This is a genomic window from Microbulbifer sp. MLAF003, from assembly GCF_030012965.1.
Lineage (GTDB): Bacteria > Pseudomonadota > Gammaproteobacteria > Pseudomonadales > Cellvibrionaceae > Microbulbifer > Microbulbifer variabilis.
In genome coordinates, this window is sequence record NZ_CP120232.1 from 3,664,080 (window position 1) to 3,681,954 (window position 17,875).

At 55.9% G+C, this 17,875-nt stretch carries 16 protein-coding genes; 3 read left to right on the top strand and 13 right to left on the bottom strand.

The genetic code is table 11. From position 1 onward, the window contains the following. Positions 1 to 10: 10 nt before the first annotated feature. The 3 genes from ampE to P3339_RS17575 all read right to left on the bottom strand — a co-directional run bounded on the left by ampE (position 11) and on the right by P3339_RS17575 (position 4,137). Entirely contained in the window at positions 11 to 886 is an 876-nt protein-coding gene (ampE, locus tag P3339_RS17565) for a regulatory signaling modulator protein AmpE (RefSeq protein WP_282951372.1), read from the bottom strand. A gap of 138 nt (positions 887 to 1,024) precedes the next feature. Next, positions 1,025 to 1,585, bottom strand: coding sequence for a 1,6-anhydro-N-acetylmuramyl-L-alanine amidase AmpD (ampD, locus tag P3339_RS17570; protein WP_026304965.1), 561 nt, complete (start codon positions 1,583 to 1,585; stop codon positions 1,025 to 1,027). A gap of 167 nt (positions 1,586 to 1,752) precedes the next feature. Further along, a complete protein-coding gene (locus P3339_RS17575; protein WP_282951373.1) occupies positions 1,753 to 4,137 on the bottom strand; it encodes a DUF1631 domain-containing protein in 2,385 nt (794 codons plus the stop codon). A gap of 484 nt (positions 4,138 to 4,621) precedes the next feature. Between P3339_RS17575 and nadC the strand changes: the two genes are divergently transcribed. Next, positions 4,622 to 5,476: a carboxylating nicotinate-nucleotide diphosphorylase gene (gene nadC / locus P3339_RS17580; protein WP_282951374.1), complete on the top strand. Its 855-nt coding sequence runs from the start codon at positions 4,622 to 4,624 to the stop codon at positions 5,474 to 5,476. Positions 5,477 to 5,530: 54 nt separating this feature from the next. Here nadC and P3339_RS17585 read toward each other — a convergent pair whose 3' ends face one another. The 10 genes from P3339_RS17585 to P3339_RS17630 form a co-directional block, all read right to left on the bottom strand. Continuing rightward, positions 5,531 to 6,256, bottom strand: coding sequence for a sulfite exporter TauE/SafE family protein (locus P3339_RS17585; protein ID WP_282951375.1), 726 nt, complete (start codon positions 6,254 to 6,256; stop codon positions 5,531 to 5,533). 20 nt (positions 6,257 to 6,276) lie between these two features. Beyond that, entirely contained in the window at positions 6,277 to 6,456 is a 180-nt protein-coding gene (gene ccoS / locus P3339_RS17590) for a cbb3-type cytochrome oxidase assembly protein CcoS (RefSeq protein ID WP_020412296.1), read from the bottom strand. Between the two features lie 15 nt (positions 6,457 to 6,471). Further along, positions 6,472 to 8,916, bottom strand: a complete 2,445-nt coding sequence (locus P3339_RS17595) for a heavy metal translocating P-type ATPase (protein ID WP_282951376.1) — start codon at positions 8,914 to 8,916, stop codon at positions 6,472 to 6,474. Continuing rightward, entirely contained in the window at positions 8,913 to 9,437 is a 525-nt protein-coding gene (locus P3339_RS17600) for a FixH family protein (RefSeq protein WP_020412294.1), read from the bottom strand. The genes P3339_RS17595 and P3339_RS17600 overlap by 4 nt, the downstream gene beginning before the upstream one ends. An 85-nt stretch (positions 9,438 to 9,522) precedes the next feature. After that, positions 9,523 to 10,941 carry a cytochrome c oxidase accessory protein CcoG gene (gene ccoG, locus P3339_RS17605; RefSeq protein ID WP_282951377.1) on the bottom strand — a complete coding sequence of 473 codons (1,419 nt, stop codon included), beginning with the start codon at positions 10,939 to 10,941 and terminating at the stop codon, positions 9,523 to 9,525. A gap of 138 nt (positions 10,942 to 11,079) precedes the next feature. Beyond that, positions 11,080 to 11,988 carry a cytochrome-c oxidase, cbb3-type subunit III gene (gene ccoP, locus P3339_RS17610; protein ID WP_020412292.1) on the bottom strand — a complete coding sequence of 303 codons (909 nt, stop codon included), beginning with the start codon at positions 11,986 to 11,988 and terminating at the stop codon, positions 11,080 to 11,082. Then, complete coding sequence (locus P3339_RS17615; RefSeq protein ID WP_020412291.1) at positions 11,988 to 12,221, bottom strand: CcoQ/FixQ family Cbb3-type cytochrome c oxidase assembly chaperone; 234 nt, start codon at positions 12,219 to 12,221, stop codon at positions 11,988 to 11,990. The genes ccoP and P3339_RS17615 overlap by 1 nt, the downstream gene beginning before the upstream one ends. 18 nt (positions 12,222 to 12,239) lie before the next feature. Then, positions 12,240 to 12,857, bottom strand: a complete 618-nt coding sequence (gene ccoO, locus P3339_RS17620) for a cytochrome-c oxidase, cbb3-type subunit II (protein WP_282951378.1) — start codon at positions 12,855 to 12,857, stop codon at positions 12,240 to 12,242. Between the two features lie 11 nt (positions 12,858 to 12,868). Next, positions 12,869 to 14,323, bottom strand: a complete 1,455-nt coding sequence (ccoN, locus tag P3339_RS17625) for a cytochrome-c oxidase, cbb3-type subunit I (RefSeq protein WP_020412289.1) — start codon at positions 14,321 to 14,323, stop codon at positions 12,869 to 12,871. A gap of 155 nt (positions 14,324 to 14,478) precedes the next feature. Further along, on the bottom strand, positions 14,479 to 15,699 hold the full coding sequence (locus P3339_RS17630; RefSeq protein WP_020412288.1) for an argininosuccinate synthase: 1,221 nt from the start codon (positions 15,697 to 15,699) through the stop codon (positions 14,479 to 14,481). 316 nt (positions 15,700 to 16,015) lie between these two features. Here P3339_RS17630 and pyrC point away from each other — a divergent pair, with 316 nt between their 5' ends. Further along, complete coding sequence (gene pyrC / locus P3339_RS17635) at positions 16,016 to 17,047, top strand: dihydroorotase (protein ID WP_020412287.1); 1,032 nt, start codon at positions 16,016 to 16,018, stop codon at positions 17,045 to 17,047. A 91-nt stretch (positions 17,048 to 17,138) separates the two neighbouring features. Further along, positions 17,139 to 17,813 carry a ribonuclease T gene (gene rnt / locus P3339_RS17640; protein ID WP_020412286.1) on the top strand — a complete coding sequence of 225 codons (675 nt, stop codon included), beginning with the start codon at positions 17,139 to 17,141 and terminating at the stop codon, positions 17,811 to 17,813. Positions 17,814 to 17,875: the final 62 nt, after the last annotated feature.

The following is a 17,875-nucleotide window of genomic DNA, read 5'->3' on the forward strand; positions in this document are numbered from 1 at the left end:
CTTCAAAAAATCAGGCGAACAAAACCGTCAGGGCCAACACGGTAACCCACAACAGTAGGGTTCTGGAAAGCAAGGACTGCAGCCCCTCTATTTCCGCGCCACTTTGACGCTGGACTTGTGAAAGATCTGCACTGGCACTGCATTCACTGGCGTCAATTCCTCCTAACGCTCCTTCCAGGTAGGCTTCGAGCACCTGTGCCGTATCTCTCTCACGACACATCAGACACTGACGCCAGGCTCGGTAGCAACCGGCAAAATTACCCACAATCGCAAAGCTGAGCCCCATGATCCTTACCGGCAACCACTCCAGTAACCAAAGCCAGCGGGCTGCAGTTGCCTGCCACTGTGTCCCGCGAGCGCGCTCTGCATAGAGAGCACTCAAACGAAATAGCAGCGCACCCGGTATCCCGAGCAAAATAAACCAGAAAAGAACGGCAAAGAGGCGCTCGAAGGCACTGTAAGCGGCACCGCGGAAGACCTGTTCATGCAGGCACTTGCCATCTGCCGGAGTCTCGTGGATATCCTTTAGAAAAGGGGCCGCAGCTTCCTCAGCCCCCTTGAAGTCGCCCCGATACCAGCTGCGCAGGTAAACGCTTACAATCTCGTTAAAATTGCCTCGTCCCAGGCAATAAAGTAACAGTGGCACCCCAAGTAAAAGCGCTCCCAAGCCTCCAAAGTTGGATTCTGCAATTACCATCACCACCGCAATCAGCAGCACCGGTGGCAGAATACTGGCCCCCAGCAACAAGCCGCCATTCGATTGCAGTTGCGGCACTTTAGAGAGTCGCTCACACCATTTATCAAACCAGCCATCGCGGTGCAAAGGCGCACCAGACCCCCAGATTTGCACCAGAGCCAAAGTGAATAAAACGATTAGCAGAGTCATAGTGATACCGCGTCAGCCCATAGTTGAATCATGATGCGCCACCCTGGGTCTGCTAAACAAGTAGGCGAACCTCACACAATGGCAGTTCAATTTTAAAGGCGATGTTGATTGATACACCAGCACCGCGAAGTGGAAGTTTCACTCAACGAGCTTATCGAGCTCATTCAAGTAGCGCTCCCAGTCAAAGCCGGGGCCGGGGTCCAGCTTGCGTCCAGGCGCTATATCAGAGTGACTGGCTATCCTGTCCACGCCGATGGCTGGATAAGCCAGCATAATGGCCGCACTCACCTCTGCCAGGGCATGGTATTGGGCATCGGTATAAATATCCGTATCCAAGCCTTCAAGCTCGATCCCGATAGAAAAGTCATTACAGTTGGTGCGCCCTTTGAATTCCGACTTACCCGCATGCCAGGCGCGCCGGTCAAGGGGCACATACTGGGTGACGATACCATCCCGATCAATAAGGATATGTGCAGAAACCTGCAGAGCCGCAATCTCGGCAAAATAGGGATGGGCATCAATATCCAGCTGCCCAAGGAAAAACGCATCGATATAAGGCCCGCCATACTGCCCGGGTGGCAGGCTGATGCTGTGAACGACCAAAAGGTCCACGGGGCAGTCGTCGGGCCGGCTGTTGCAGTGAGGACTGGGCACCCGGCGCGCACCGGATAGCCAGCCAGATTCCACTTGGTATTTCAATCTGCGATCTCCGTTCCAGCAAACTACCACCCCAAATGAACTCAGGGCCTTGGCAGTTACCATTCTATGGAAGCGTTGATCGATATGCCAATCGGTTTAGAGACGTATCGCGACAGAAGTGGGCCCCCGGCAATAGTTGCCGGGACAGGGGAGCTAAAACAGGCAGATCAGCGCTGTTCGCTGCGTTTTTTGCGCACATTGCCAATAACCGACTGCAGCGCACGCTCAAATAACATACCGTCATCAAGGGGCAACAGCTGCGCTGAGCGCAGCGCATGAGCCAGCTCCAATCGGCCGAACTCCGCTACCTTGGCACCGTTGCGGTTCACAAAAATAAACTGGTCAATATCGCGGATAACCGCTGCCAAACGGCAGCGGAACTGCTCCTCATCAGAGCGCTTCAACTCAAACCAACTCCCCTGGGCGAGGCGGAAAGTCATCTGCCAGTGGGGGTCCGCCTCATCGAGAGGAGCAAGGCCCTCCTGCTCCGCAGAAGATGCCGCTAACTCCGCCTGGGCAACCGCCTGCTCAAGCTCTTCCATTTGCGGCACGGCCACTTCCTGCAACAGAGCGGTCTCTTCGGTTACCGGTTCGTCTTTATCATCAGCGGCCGGTTGCGGCTCGCCAGCTTCGGGAGCTATGGCCTCTACCGGCAGAGTTTCACTGGATTGAACCTCGGCCACTTCCGCCAAATGATCCACCGAAGTAGCCGCCTTAACCTCGCGGGCCACCTGCTCTTTAACCTGAAGTTCGCGTTCCTCGGTGAGGCGCTGCGCGAGGGCAAAACGCTCGCGATAAACTTCCTTCAAACCGGCAAACATGGCGCGCGCCTCAAAGGCGTTGTAGGAGAGAGCTTCAATACCCTCGCGCAAACGCTCCTGCAAAACCGGCAACAAGCTCAGGAGCTGCTTACGGGAATCCGGCATTGGTGCCTGCACACTCCACACCAGGTCGCGGGCTGTGCGCACATCGCGACTCCAGGCCTCGCTTTCAGTGCCCTCTTTCACACAAGTGAGGAATAAAACGTTGTTCCAAACCTTTTGCAGCCAATCCTGTACCACAGGCGGCAGATCTCTCTCGGCTACCAGGGCATCCATTACCGCTGCTACACGAGCGCGCGCGGCTTGGGTTTTTGCCCGGCCATCCGCCTCATCTATAACCCTGCGCTCCAGCATTTCCGCGCGCTTGCGTTCGCGAATAATAAACTCGCGCAAAGACTCCAGAAGCGTGGCAAAAATATTGATGTCCTGATCGAACTCGCTGAGAACCCGCTCTACGATCAGCGAGACTTCACTGTATAGAGGGTCGGACTCGAAATTGTCTGGAGCCTGCCAACCAGTGGCAGCATCGGCAAGCTCATTTAACAGTTTACGTGCGGGATGGCCACCTTTACTAAAAAACGACTTATCGGCAATCGCAACCTTGAGCAGTGGCAGCTGCAAACGGCCGAGCTGGGATTTAATCGGTGTGGCGAGACTGCGATCTTCCAAAATAAAGGAAAACAGCATTTCCACCAGTTTGATTACATCGCTATCCACTTTTGCCAGCGAAGCTGCCTGATTGGAGTCAACCAGGCGCTGCTGCAGCAGATCGCCAACATTCAACAATTGGGCTGCACCGGCATCCTGGTAATGAGCCCCACTTTGCAAAGCTCCCAGGTGTGTGAGCAGATCCCCAGCGGGCATGGGTGTCATACCCGCCGTAGCGGGTACGAGCCCTGGGGCAAAGTGACCACTGACAGGTACTCCCTGTGCGGCCTGGGCAGCACCATCCCCAGCGCTGCCAACTCCAGCGGCCTGAGCTGCACCCGGATTGCCGGGACCACGCCCTGCCGGATAAGCCGAGCGCTGTCGCGCTGCGCGCTGCTGCTCCCGCAGTGAGGGCAACACGCCCTGCTCTACAAGTAGCTGATTACAGAATTCGTAAAAACCCCGCAGCTGCTGCATAACTGTTTGCTCAAATTTCTTGAGCAACGTAAGGCGCGCGCGGATATAGAGATCCAGCTCCTGAATTGCATCTACAAATGCATCGCAGATCACATCGGGGCCGAGAGGGTTGTTCTTGTCATACACCTTAACGGCGTAGAGAGTATCCAGGCGCAGGCACAATTCGGTCAGTGGCTCGGCAAAATCTCGCTTGGCATTGGCCACCATGGTATCCGCGGCCACCAGCTGCTCCAGGTCATCATTGTGAACCAATGACAGATTGTCCTGGGCAAAAGCGGGTTCCGACGGCTCCTCCTGGCGGATCTGGAAAGCGCGCTGCACGTTTTTGACGAAGCGCTCAGCGACATTGCGGCGCTCTACTCTCAGCAGGCGCAATGCCTGGAACAGACCATCCTGCTCTTCCTGGCCGTGAGCACGCTCCGCCATCGCAAACAGTGAATCATCCACCGCCCCAAACAGCGCTTTGACACGCTCAAACAACTGGGTGCTGGCTTTTTCCTTTAACAGCACAACCGCCGAGGGCAGGACTGCGGGCTTACCCATAGAAGTACCATGTCGACCCGCACTTTTCTCTGAAAGGGAAACTACCTTGCTGGATTCACTCATTTCCAAGAAGTCCTTCGCATGCCATCCGGCGTTTTGCGCACTTGCTGGCTGAAATCTTGTCGGCCGGATAGGCCGTCTTAAATCACCAGTCCCATTTGTTCACCTCGCTGCTCACTTCAATAGGCGGCCTCAAGGCTTAAAAACATGCGGGGATAGGTCTGGTAAAATTCTCTCGAGATAATGCACCCGAAAATCCAACAACTACTTGATTTTGTTCAGGTTTTAAACGCATTAATGCAGTCAATTTGACTAGCGAATTTGGCGACGGCTCCCGCAGTGAGCTTTTCTCTCACCCCATCGATTCTACTCGCGTTCCCCCCTGTTTACACACTTTAGCGACATATTTGAGACGCTTGTCACAGCGAAATGTGGGGCCAGCTGCTACCCGAGGATTTAACCCAGTAAAAATCGAGTAAATCCCCCAGGCAACCCAAATCCAGTCTGTTTTGGTAAACTGCCCGCGCTTTTTTATCGAGGTCCTCCAATGCACCCACAAGACTCCGCGATCCCAAACATCATGACCGACCTGAAAAGGGCCGTGCACACCGCGCTCGATGAAGATGTCGGTAGTGGAGACATCACCGCCCAGCTGATCCCAGCGGAGCGCAGTGCCCGTGCGCGAGTAATCACCCGGGAAGATTGCACCCTGAGCGGACGCGCCTGGGTAGAAGAGGTTTTTCGCCAGCTCGATCAGGACCTGCAACTGACCTGGCACTTTGAAGATGGAGACAGGGTTGCTGCTGATTCAGTGCTGTTTGAATTGGAGGGTAATGCCCGCGCAATCCTGACTGGTGAGCGCGCCGCCCTTAACTTTCTACAGACACTATCCGGCACGGCAACTACTGCAGCGGAATTCGCAAACCGTGCTGCAGGGACTGAAGTTAAGATTCTCGATACCCGCAAAACCATTCCAGGCCTGCGCAGTGCCCAGAAATATGCCGTGCTGTGTGGCGGCTGCCACAATCATCGCATCGGCCTCTACGACGCATTTTTAATTAAGGAAAACCATATCGCAGCCGCCGGCGGTATTAATGCAGCTGTCTCCCAGGCCAGGGCTATCAAACCCGGCGCACTGGTCGAGGTGGAGGTAGAGACCATTGAAGAGTTACAGCAGGCACTGGATAGCGGTGCCGATGTAATCATGCTCGATGAGTTCAATGACGAAGACACTCGCTCCGCCCTATCCCTGGCCAAAGGTAAAGCCAAAATAGAGATTTCCGGCAGTGTAGACCGGGATCGGATTCAGAAGCTGGCAGCTCTGGATGTCGACTACATCTCCTCCGGCAGCCTGACCAAGCACCTGCGCGCGATCGACCTCTCTCTGAGAATTGATTTTTAGTTTTTATCCGGTGTCGGCTAATGGCGCCGCGTCAAAACGGCGCCAGCTCAAAACTCAGTGATTATGGTGGTGGTGCTCCTGCTCTTCTGCCTGCGGAGATTCCATCGCCCCCATTTCCCCATGATTGCCGTGGTCACCGTGGCCCCCATGGCCAAGAGCTCCCCAAATAGTCCAGATACCAAACAATAAAATAGCCGCTGCAAAACCCAGACGCACTCCCGGTTTTTGCACAATATTGCGCACTTGCACAGCCGCAGCACCGGTGGCCAGCATGGCCGGTAAGGTTCCGAGACCAAAAGCAAACATCGCCAAGGCCGATCGCTCAGCACTGCCCTGAGCCAGTGCAAAGGTCAGCGCACTGTAAACCAAGCCGCAGGGCAACCAGCCCCACAGGGAACCGAGGGCAACCGCCTGCCCCGCAGAGCGAACTGGCAACAATTTCGCAGAGAGAGGCTGCACATAGCGCCATAAATAGCTGCCACCCTTCTCCAGCCATACCAGCCCACGCCAGATACCGGCCACATAGAGCGCCATAACGATCAGCATAATGCCCGCAGCGAAGCGCAGCGGCGTCAGGGCAGGAATAATCGCAGCACCCAGAGCGCCAGCGAGCGCCCCCATTAACGTATAACTACCGAGACGTCCCAATTGGTATGAGCCGAGCTGTACCCAAGCTGTTTGCTTGCCGGGCACCGCCATTCCGAGCGCACCCGAGATACCCCCACACATACCAATACAGTGGCTGCTGCCCAGAAACCCGATGGCGAGCGCAGCCGCCAAAACCCCCAATCTCCCACTGGTTACTTCTCCTTGTCCGAATCCGCTGCGGGCTGATTCTGCACGTCATCCTCAAACAGTATTCTCCGGCCCTCAGTCTCGAGGTCATCGTACTGGCCGTTATTTACCGCCCAGAAAAAGAGTTTTACAGCGAAGGCAACCAAGGCCACTGCAATAGGGATCAGGAAATAGAGACTGTCCACAATTCACTCCTCTCTTTAATTTGCATGGTGTGCCTGCATACCAGGCACCGAGCTGTCCGCACTTTCCATCGACGCATTGGCACGGGACAGGCGTAAGGCGTTAAGAACCACCACCAGCGAACTGGCCGACATACCAATGGCCGCAGCCCAGGGCGGTACCAGGCCGCAAACCGCCAACGGTAGTGCAATGGCGTTGTAACCCAGGGCCCAGGCCAGATTTTGCCGAACTATCTGGCGGCATTTGCGCGCCAGGGAAATTGCCTGGGGAAGCACCTGCAGGTCACCATTCAGCAAGATGGCATCGGCACGGGATTGAGCCAAGTCCGCAGCGGACATCATCGCCACCGAAGCATCCGCTCCCGACAGTACCGGGACATCATTGAGCCCATCGCCAACCATCAGGACCTTCTCTTCACCGGCCTGTAACTGCTGCATATGGGAGAGCTTGTCTTCCGGTGAAGCACCGGCACGGAAGTGGGCAATGGAAGCCTGCGAGGCCAGGCGCTGAACCTCGTTGGACTGATCACCACTCAGTAACTCTACCGACAAGCCCAGTTTTTCGAGCTGATGTACCGCATCCCGAGCTGTCTCACGCAGTTTATCCCCCAAGGCGATCCAGGCGATAGGGCCGTCTCCATCAGCAAGCAGCAACCACTGCCCCTCACCCTGCGGCTGCGCCAGTATTTCAGGTGCAGCGAAATCGGCACGGCCCAGGCGATAATCAACCCCTTCGATCTGCCCCTCCAGGCCGCGACCGGTATGCACCTTCAGCTTGCTCGCTGTAAGGTTGCCGCGCCAAGCGCGAAATGCACGGGCCAAGGGGTGGTGGGTCTGTGATTCCAGGGCTGCAGCTACATCCTTAACCCGCTGTTCGGCCCAGCCATCGCGCATCAATTGAATTTCCAGGATGCGCGGCTCACCGCGAGTTAGGGTGCCGGTTTTATCGAACACAACGCGACTGATACGCGGCAGTGTTTCCAGAAGGCTGCCACCGGCCACCAGGAGCCCCAGTTCCTGCAATCGCAAAGTCGCTGAGGCCAGCGCCGCCGGTGTCGCCAGGGACAAAGCACAGGGGCATGTCACCACCAATACAGACAGAGCTACCCAGAAAGCCCTGCTCGGGTCCAGCTGCCACCAAACCGCGAAGGCCCCCACAGCCGCCAGCAATACAACCCCGACAAAAACACCGGCGACCCGGTCTGCCAGGGCCACCTGGGCCGGCTTATCCAGTTGGGCGCGCTCCACCAGACGCTCGATGGCAGACAGCCTTGTAGACTGGCCGGCTGCGGTCACACACACAGTCAGGCTGGAGTCACCGTTGACACTGCCTGCATACACAGGACTGCCCACGAGCTTTTGCTGCAGGGCGGATTCGCCACTGAGCAGCGATTCATCCACGCCACTCTCCCCTTCCAGCACTTCGCCGTCAGCGGGAATCGTGTCGCCGGGCCGCAACAAAATCCGGTCGCCAGCCACCAAAGCGGCCACCGGTACATGAACCACTTCATCGCCTTGATACCTGGCTGCAGTCATCGGCAGCAGCTGGGCCAGGCCGCCACTGGCGAGCCCAGCACGATGACGCGCACGCATCTCAACCGTGCGCCCAAGCAGCAAGAAGAAGGTGAACATGGAGATGGATTCGAAGTACACCTCGCCGGTGCCAAATACCGTGGCGTAGAAACTGGCACCGTAGGCCAGGCCAATAGCGATGGAGACAGGTACATCCATACTCAGGTGACGGGCGCGCAGGCTGCGCAGTGCTGCGCTAAAGAAGGGGCGCGCCGCATAGAACACCACTGGTGTCGCTACCAATAGCGACACCCAACGGAAATAGCGCTCAAACTCACCGACACCATCGCTACCAGCGCCAAAGTACAGGGCGATAGCGAACATCATCACCTGCATGGTACCCAGGCCCGCAACCCCAAGGCGGCGCAGGGCTGCCCGATGTTCGGCCTGGATTACATTTTCCCGGTTGGCAGCGGTGGCCGGAGCCGGGCGATAGCCAATGCGCTCCAACGCCTCAAAAAGCTGGCTCGGTTTAATCTGCTCAGGATCAAACACAATCTGGGCACGCTGGGTACTGGCATTGACTGAGACCTTTCCAACCCCCGCCAAATGTCCCAGGTGCTTTTCAATCAACCACACACAGGCGGCACAGGTAATACCACCGATCAGCAGCGCCGCCATCTTGCTGCCGCCATCCCAGTCGTGAACAAACTGCTGCTGTACTTCGGGGAGATCGTAGGCGGTCCAGCGGTCCCGCGGCTGGGCCTGTTCCGGGCGGTCACTTTGCTTTTCCCGGTAGCGATAGAAGCCATCCAGGCCACCGGAAACAATGGCCGTCGCCACGGCCTCACAGCCGGGGCAACACATATCACGTGCAGCCCCCTCAATAACAACCGAATGGTTGCTACCGGCAGGGACCGGAAGTCCGCAGTGATAACAGGGGGATGTCATCGACTGGCAGCGTTCAGGGGCGCCGCCTCACCCAGATCGAAATTAATCTCTCCCTTAAGACGCCACTCTGCGTTTTTGTGGAGCTCAGGATCGAGTTCAGGCATCAGGCGCAGATACCAGCGATTGTTCAAATCCACGGGCACAGAGCCTGAATAGCGCCCAACGGAGAGCTGGGATAACACAATATGCTGATCCAGATCTTCCTCTAGCGGGTGGCTGAGGGTAAGCAACAGCTTCTCGGGATACTCGGTATTACCGTTCAGTTCGACAACCACCCCGCGATCGCCCCGCTGGAACTGGACCATCGCCGCCAATCCCAGGGCTTTGGCCCGCTGGTCCTGCTCAGCAGAAAAATGGTACATACGGCTGTCTTTGTGATAAGTGTCCCTGACCTCATCGTCAGCGTGGCGCACAGCTATAGAAACCGTGATAGAGGACACTACCAGCACTGTAATCAGCGGTGCCAGGACCATCCAGGCCCAGAATTCCCGATACCAGGGTTTCGAGGTTGGTTCATTCATCGCGTTACCAAAAATTACCGTTTTATGCAGAAAAGTCGAGCCCACCTGGGCGGGCCCGTACTTTGCAACGGGAACGGCGTCCCGTCTACTGCTTGGGACCAATAAATACCGTTCGGTGCTTGTCGACCAGCTCAGGGTTATCGACAGCCTCCACTACGATATCGATATCGTGCTTGCTCTCTTTCAACTGTGTCTTGGGCACACTCACCCGGATCGGTACCGGGAAAATCTCCCCCGCCTCCAGGTAGATCGTACGCGGCTTGCGAACCGAATAATCGTAATTCGGGTTGCCCTCCACACGGATAGTGAACTCATGTGCCGCTTGATCCATATTGCTGATCTTCACGGTATACACATTCTGCACCAGTCCCTGGGATACTCGGTACATTCGCGCACCGCGATCGCGGGTAATTTCAGTCTCAATCGGGTTACGTGTAGCCACCTGATGGGAGAACAAGCCAACCATTGCCAACAGGACAATGGCATAACCAAACAGGCGCGGACGCAGGTAATTGGTCTTTCCGGTCTCCAACTCGTCTTCTGAGGTAAAACGAATCAGGCCGCGGTCATAACCCATTTTGTCCATGACGCTGTTACAGGCGTCAACACATAGACCACAGTTAATGCATTCATACTGCATGCCATCGCGAATATCGATATCCACAGGACATACCTGCACACACCAGTAGCAATCGATACAGTCACCCATACCCTCGGCCTTGTAGTCCACGTTCTTCTTGCGTGGACCACGGGTCTCGCCGCGCTGTGCATCGTAATAGACCGCAAGAGTGTCCTGGTCGTACATCACCGACTGAAAGCGCGCATAGGGGCACATGTACTTGCACACCTGCTCACGCAGGAAGCCCGCGTTCATGTAGGTGGCAAAAGTAAAGAAGGCGACCCAAAAGACTCCCTGCGGATGGGCATCAAAGGTCGCGAGGTCTACCACCAGGTCGCGGATACCATAGAAGTAACCAACGAAAGCCAGAGCTGTGGCGAGAGAAATCAGCAGCCAGATAGCGTGGGTACCACCTTTACGCAGGATTTTCTCCGCGTTCCAGGGGGCCTTATCGAGCTTCATCCGCTTGTTGCGGTCTCCCTCACAAACTCGCTCGGCCCACATAAACATCATGGTCCAGACAGTCTGTGGACAGGTAAAACCGCACCAGACCCGCCCCATCCAGGTGGTAACGGCAAACAGGGCAAAGGCAGCAATAATCAGCAACCAGGCTAGCAGGAAGCCATCCTGTGGGCCGAAGGTGGTACCGAGGATATGAAACTGGCGGGTGGGAAGATCGAAGAAGACAGACTGGCGCCCGTCGATATTAATCCAGGGGATAAAGAAGAAAGCCAACAGTAACGGTAGGCCGGTATATTTGCGAATCCGGGTGTAAATACCACGGATATGGCGAATATAAATTTTGTCATCCGATTCGTAGAGCATGCGGTAGCGAACTTCACCGTTACCTTCCTGCTCTTCGCGGGTGGGAATCAAGTCACTCACAAAAACCTCACTCTCGCACGGGCATTATCTGCACGCGGGCACAGTCAGCCACTTATGTATGAGGCTTTTATCTCCGTCCCTGCAGCACCCGGAGTTCCTTCCAAAAAATAAGGCCCAGCATAGCCGGGCCTTATTCGATTACTGCTGTTCCTCGTCCTGTTTGGACAAGTTGTAGACATAGGCCGCTACTAAGCGGATCTTGTCTTCGCGCAGCTTATCTTTCTGCGCGGGCATCATATTGCTACGGCCGCTGCGGATCGTGTGCTGGATTTGCGCACGATCGCTGCCATACAGCCACAGGTCATCGGTCAGGTTTGGCGCACCGAGGAGCTGGTTACCCTTGGCGTCCATACCGTGACAGGCCATACACACGGTATTGAAGACCTTCTGTCCTTCCGCAGCCATAGCCTTGTCATGCTCGAGGCCATTCAGGGAGAGAACATACTCAGTGGCGTTCTTAACACCTTCTTCCCCAATCACCGGCCCTTGCGGAGGCATCATGCCCTGACGGCCGTTGTACAGGGTTTCCAGGATTTTCTCCGGGGTACCGCCGTAAAGCCAGGCGTTGTCGGTCAGGTTAGGGAAGCCGAAGTTACCCCCGGCATCCGCACCGTGACATACAGCACAGTTGTTGGCGAAGATACGGGAACCCATTTTCAGTGCCTGCGGGCTCTGGGCGATTTCCTCGATGGGCATATCGAGATAAATGCCAAACTGCTCGTCGAACTTCTCCTGGGCCTTAGCCTGGGAAGCTTCCAGCGCGCCGACAGATGACCAACCACCAAGGCCTTTGAAGTTACCCATGCCCGGGTAGATCACCAGGTATACCGCTGAAAACACCAGCGTGGCGATAAACAGCATGAACCACCACTTGGGCAGAGGGTTGTCGTACTCCTCAATGCCGTCGTACACGTGGCCTGTGGTTTTGTTTTCCGGTTCTGCCTGGTCGTCAACTGCCACTTTTCGGTTGGCGAACAACACCCAGGTAATCAACGCCAGATTGGCGAGGGTGAGTACAATTACCCACACACTCCAGAATGTACTCATTACTTGTCCTGCCCCTGTTTTCGTTCAGTCCCGGACTCTTGCCCGGATTTGGATTCATCCTTCTGAGCGGCCGACTCATCCTTATCGGCCTGTTGCTCTTCATCGGCAAATGGCAAATTGGCATCTTCCTCGAAGCGCTTCTTGCGCTTCGGAGAGAAGGCCCACCAGCAGATAGCCAGAAAGGCGATTGATCCCAAAACCAGTCCGATTTCCCGCAATGTTTCGATAGTCACGAGTTTCCTTCCTCGCTATTAGCGTTTTTGGGTAACCAGGGTACCCAGCTGTTGCAAGTAAGCGACCAGGGCATCGATTTCCTTAACCTTGCCACCTTCGAAAGGCTTGGAGGCGTTGGCGATGTCCTCATCGGTGTAGGGCACACCGACGAGACGCAGTGCTTCCATCTTGCGCGCGGTGTAATTGCCAGTAACTACATTGTCGAACAACCAAGGGTAGGCCGGCATGATGGACTCGGGTACAACGCTGCGCGGGTTGTACAAGTGAGCGCGCTGCCACTCATCGGAGTAACGGCCGCCTACACGAGCCAGGTCGGGACCGGTACGCTTGGAGCCCCACAGGAAGGGGTGCTCGTACACGGATTCCTCGGCCATGGAGTAGTGTCCATAGCGCTCCACCTCAGCGCGCAACGGGCGCACCATCTGGGTGTGACACACGTGACAGCCTTCGCGGATATAGATATCGCGGCCTTCCAGCTCCAATGCCGTCAGCGGCTTCTGGCCCGGCAGGGGCGTGTAGTTCGCCTTGGTAAAGAACTGCGGAACGATCTCCACCAGAGCGCCGAAGCTAATGGCGATAATGATGAAAAAGATCATCCAGCCAATATTTTTTTCTACGATGTCATGATTCTTCACGGTCTGCTCTCCTATGCCGCCGGTACAGCTCGAACGGTGTTATCGGCTTCGGCATCGTTTACCTTCTCGGTGATCGTACGGTAAACGTTGTAAGCCATCAGCAGCATGCCCAGCAGGAACATGGCTCCGCCCAACCAGCGCACTACATAACCTGGGTGGCTCGCAACCACACTTTCCACAAAGCTATAGGTCAGGGTGCCGTCAGCGTTAAATGCACGCCACATCAGGCCCTGGGTAATACCGTTCACCCACATAGCAGCGATGTACAGTACCGTGCCTACAGTAGCCAGCCAGAAGTGCGCGTTAATCAGCTTGGTGCTGTACATTTCGCGACGCTTCCAGAGCACTGGAACCAGGTGATAGAGAGCACCGATAGAAATCATGGCAACCCAGCCCAATGCACCGGAGTGTACGTGGCCAACAGTCCAGTCGGTGTTGTGGGACAGGGCGTTTACAGTCTTGATGGACATCATCGGGCCTTCGAAGGTGGACATACCGTAGAAGGACAGGGATACCACCAGGAAGCGCAGGGTCGGGTCGGTGCGCAGTTTGTGCCAAGCACCGGACAGGGTCATGATGCCGTTGATCATACCACCCCAGGATGGAGCCAGCAGGATCAGGGACATTACCATCGCCAGGCTCTGGGCCCAGTCAGGCAGCGCTGAGTAGTGCAGGTGGTGGCCACCAGCCCATACGTACAGGGAAATCAGGGCCCAGAAATGCACGATAGAAAGCTGGTAGGAATAAACCGGGCGGCCCGCCTGCTTAGGTACGAAGTAGTACATGATCCCCAGGAAGGCTGCAGTCAGGAAGAACCCTACTGCGTTATGGCCATACCACCACTGGATCATTGCGTCCTTGGTGCCTGAGTAGATAGAGTAAGACTTGAAAGGAGCAACCGGGATCTCCAAATTATTAATAATATGGAGTACAGCAATAGTGACGATATAAGCACCGAAGAACCAGTTCGCCACGTAGATGTGGGAGGTTCTGCGCTTCATGATGGTACCGAAGAACACCAGCGCGTAGGCCACCCAAACCAGGGCGATCAGGATATCAATCGGCCACTCGAGTTCGGCGTATTCTTTAGTGGAAGTGAAGCCCATCGGCAGGGTGATAGCCGCTGCCACGATAACGGCCTGCCATCCCCAGAAAGTAAAGGGAATCAGCCAGCCGCCCCACAGGCGAACCTGACAGGTGCGCTGCACTACATAGTAAGAGGTGGCAAACAGAACACTACCACCAAAGGCGAAAATTACCGCATTGGTGTGTAATGGCCTCAAGCGCCCAAAGTGCGAGAAGGGCTGCCAGAAATCATTGAGTTCTGGCCAGGCCAGCTGGGCCGCGATCAATACGCCCATGCCCATACCAAAAATGCCCCAGACCACGGACATGATGGTGAACTGGCGCACGATATTGTAGTCATAGTCCGGCACAGGGCCGGTCTTTGCCACCGTTGTCGTCATGTTTAAACTTCCGTTGCTTTTTTAAAATCGGTTCCACTGAGCGGGACTGGCCCACCGCATGGTCTGCGGCAGCTATGCGCAAACACAGCTGTCACTTTATTGGCCAGATAAGGATTTAAGCGCACCCCGCACTAGCCAAGGATGATCTAAATCAACTAAATCAATTTTCTTCCCTTACCGGCGGCGATCCGCAGACGCAGGGCGTTGAGCTTAATAAAGCCCTCTGCATCTTTCTGGTCGTAGGCCCCGGCATCGTCTTCGAAGGTAGCGATACGCTCGTCGAAGAGGCTGTCCGCAGAACGGCGGCCCACTGCGCTCACACTACCCTTATAGAGTTTCAGGCGTACTTCACCGTTAACCACCAGCTGGGATTCATCGATCGCAGCCTGCAGCATGCTGCGCTCCGGTGACCACCAGTAGCCGTTATAAATCAGTTCAGCGTAGCGCGGCATCAGGGAATCTTTCATATGAGCCACTTCGCGATCCAGCGTGATGGACTCAATGGCGCGGTGCGCCTTCATCAAAATGGTGCCGCCAGGTGTTTCGTAGCAGCCGCGGGACTTCATTCCCACGTAGCGGTTTTCCACAATATCCAAGCGACCAATGCCGTTGGCTCCGCCCAACTTATTCAGTTTCTCAAGCAAAGTAGCAGGGCTTAAGCGCTCACCGTCGATAGAAACGGGATCACCCTTCTCAAAGCCCAAAGTAATATAGGTCGGCTCTTCTGGTGCAGCTTCGGGGCTGACACTCCAACGCCACATATCTTCCTCGGCTTCCGCCCATGGGTCCTCAAGGTTGCCGCCCTCGTAAGAGATATGCAGCAGGTTGGCATCCATTGAGTAAGGGGATTTCTTTTTGCTGGAGGAGAAATCCACCGGAATTTTATGCTGTTCGCAATACTGCATCAGCTTTTCGCGGGAATTTAGGTCCCACTCGCGCCAGGGAGCAATTACCTGGATACCTGGCTTCAACGCATAGGCACCCAGTTCGAAACGCACCTGGTCGTTGCCCTTGCCAGTGGCGCCATGGGAGATAGCATCGGCACCGGTCTCGTTGGCAATCTCGATCAGGCGCTTGGCGATCAGCGGGCGCGCGATGGAGGTGCCCAGCAAATACTCACCTTCGTAAATCGCGTTGGCACGGAACATCGGGAAGACGAAATCGCGCACGTACTCTTCGCGCAGGTCGTCGATATAAATTTCTTTTACACCCAGGGCCTCAGCCTTGGCTCGGGCGGGTTCCACTTCCTCGCCCTGGCCGATATCAGCGGTAAAAGTTACCACCTCACAACCGTAAGTTTCCTGCAGCCAGCGCACAATTACCGACGTATCCAGTCCGCCGGAATATGCCAGTACTACCTTCTCGATTTTGCTCATTGCTATCCTCTGCTGCCGGGAACACGCCGTCACAACATTAGGCACGGCGATATGGATCGCCTCTGCGCGAATTAATGTCGGTCTGGGGAGTTATTCTTGGAGGTATACCCAGGGTCGGTATTATGGGCACAATAATACCCACACTGTTTATCGGGGCGCGATTGTAGCGCCTCAGCTCGCAATCGACTAGCGCCAAGACACTTGTAGACACAATTGATTAATTTTTAACCCTTTTGTGCATCGCAATTTCACCCCGCATCGGGTAGCATGCGCGCCGCACAACGACTCACTACAGCGTCCAAGACCACGGAGTACCATGACGGAGCAAATCACTCTTCGCGCCCCTGACGACTGGCATATTCACCTGCGCGATGGCGCCGCTTTAGAACGCACAGTAGGCGATGCCGCCCAACAATTTCACCGCGCAATAGTGATGCCCAACCTGGTACCACCAGTTACCAACGCCGATATGGCCCTGGCCTATCGCGAGCGTATCCGCGCGCATATTCCGGCCGGCCGCGCTTTTGAGCCGCTGATGGTTATTTACCTGACCGATAAGACCGATGCCGAAGTAATCCGCCAGGCGCACGCTGCCGGTGTGATCGCAGCAAAACTATACCCTGCCGGAGCAACCACGAATTCCGATTCCGGGGTAACCGACATCGCCAATATTTACCCCGCCCTGGAGGAAATGCAGTCCTGCGGCATGAAGCTGCTGCTGCACGGGGAGGTAACCACCAACGATATCGATATTTTCGATCGCGAGCAGGTATTTATTGAGAAAACCCTGTCGCGCCTGGTGGAAGATTTTCCCACGTTGAAAGTGGTTTTTGAGCACATTACCACTGCGAATGCCGCTGAGTTTGTACAGAATGCCCGCGATGGTGTGGCCGCGACCATTACCGCCCACCACCTGCTGTACAACCGCAACCATATGCTGGTTGGTGGTATTCGCCCGCACTACTACTGCCTGCCAATCCTCAAGCGCGGCGATCACCAGTCAGCTCTGATCGAAGCGGCCACCAGCGGCAGCCCGAAATTTTTCCTCGGCACCGACTCGGCCCCCCACGCTCACCATAAAAAAGAACACGAATGCGGCTGCGCCGGTTGTTACACTGCCTACTCCGCCATAGAGCTGTACGCCGAAGCTTTTGAGCGCGCCGGCAAGCTGGATAAGCTGGAAGGTTTCGCGAGTAATTTCGGGCCCGACTTTTACGGTCTGCCACGCAACCAGGACACCATCACCCTGGTCAAACAACCGTGGACCCTGCCGGAAAGCCTGGATATGGGCGGTGAGAACCTGATACCCCTGAATGCCGGTGAAACCCTGAACTGGAAACTCGTATAATTCCGGTTTGAACTGTTGCGGGCCAATAGCAAGCCCGCTCATGCCCGGGTCCAAGCAACCCCGGCACAATTGAGATTTACAAGGACCCAAAGTGACCCCCGCGGAAGAACCAACAGGACCCAAGAGCCCCCTCGCCCAGCGATTTCGCGGCTTCCTGCCGGTTGTTATCGACCTGGAAACCGGCGGCTTTAACGCGCGTACCGATGCCCTGCTGGAGATTTCGGCGGTTATTCTGGATATGGATGCGGAGGGCAACCTCGTCCCCCATGAGACCCACAGTTTCCACCTGGAACCATTTGAGGGCGCCAACGTAGAGCAGTCGGCCCTGGATTTTATCGGTATCGACCTGGAGTCCCCCGATCGCGATGCCTGGCCTGAAGAAATTGCTCTGCCAGAGCTGTTCCGCAAAATCCGCAGTGCGGTGAAAAAACACAGTTGTACCCGCGCCATCGTGGTTGCTCACAATGCCCATTTCGATCTGGGATTTGTTAACGCCGTCGTTGAGCGGACCGGAATCAAGCGCAACCCATTCCATCCCTTCTCCTGTTTCGATACCGCCAGTCTCGCCGGGCTCGCCTATGGCCAAACGGTTCTGGCCAAAGCCTGCCAGGCCGCAGGTATCGAGTTCGACAATAGCTGCGCCCACTCCGCAGAGTACGATGCGGAGAAAACCGCAACCCTGTTCTGTGGAATCGTAAACAAGTGGCGGGAAATGGGCGGCTGGCCACTGGCTACCGAGGCACCTGCAGAGCAGGAAGTGGAATAGCCCCAGAAATTACCTCTGTGTGACACACCGTGCCGCTGCACCCGGCGGCAAACTGACCGCTA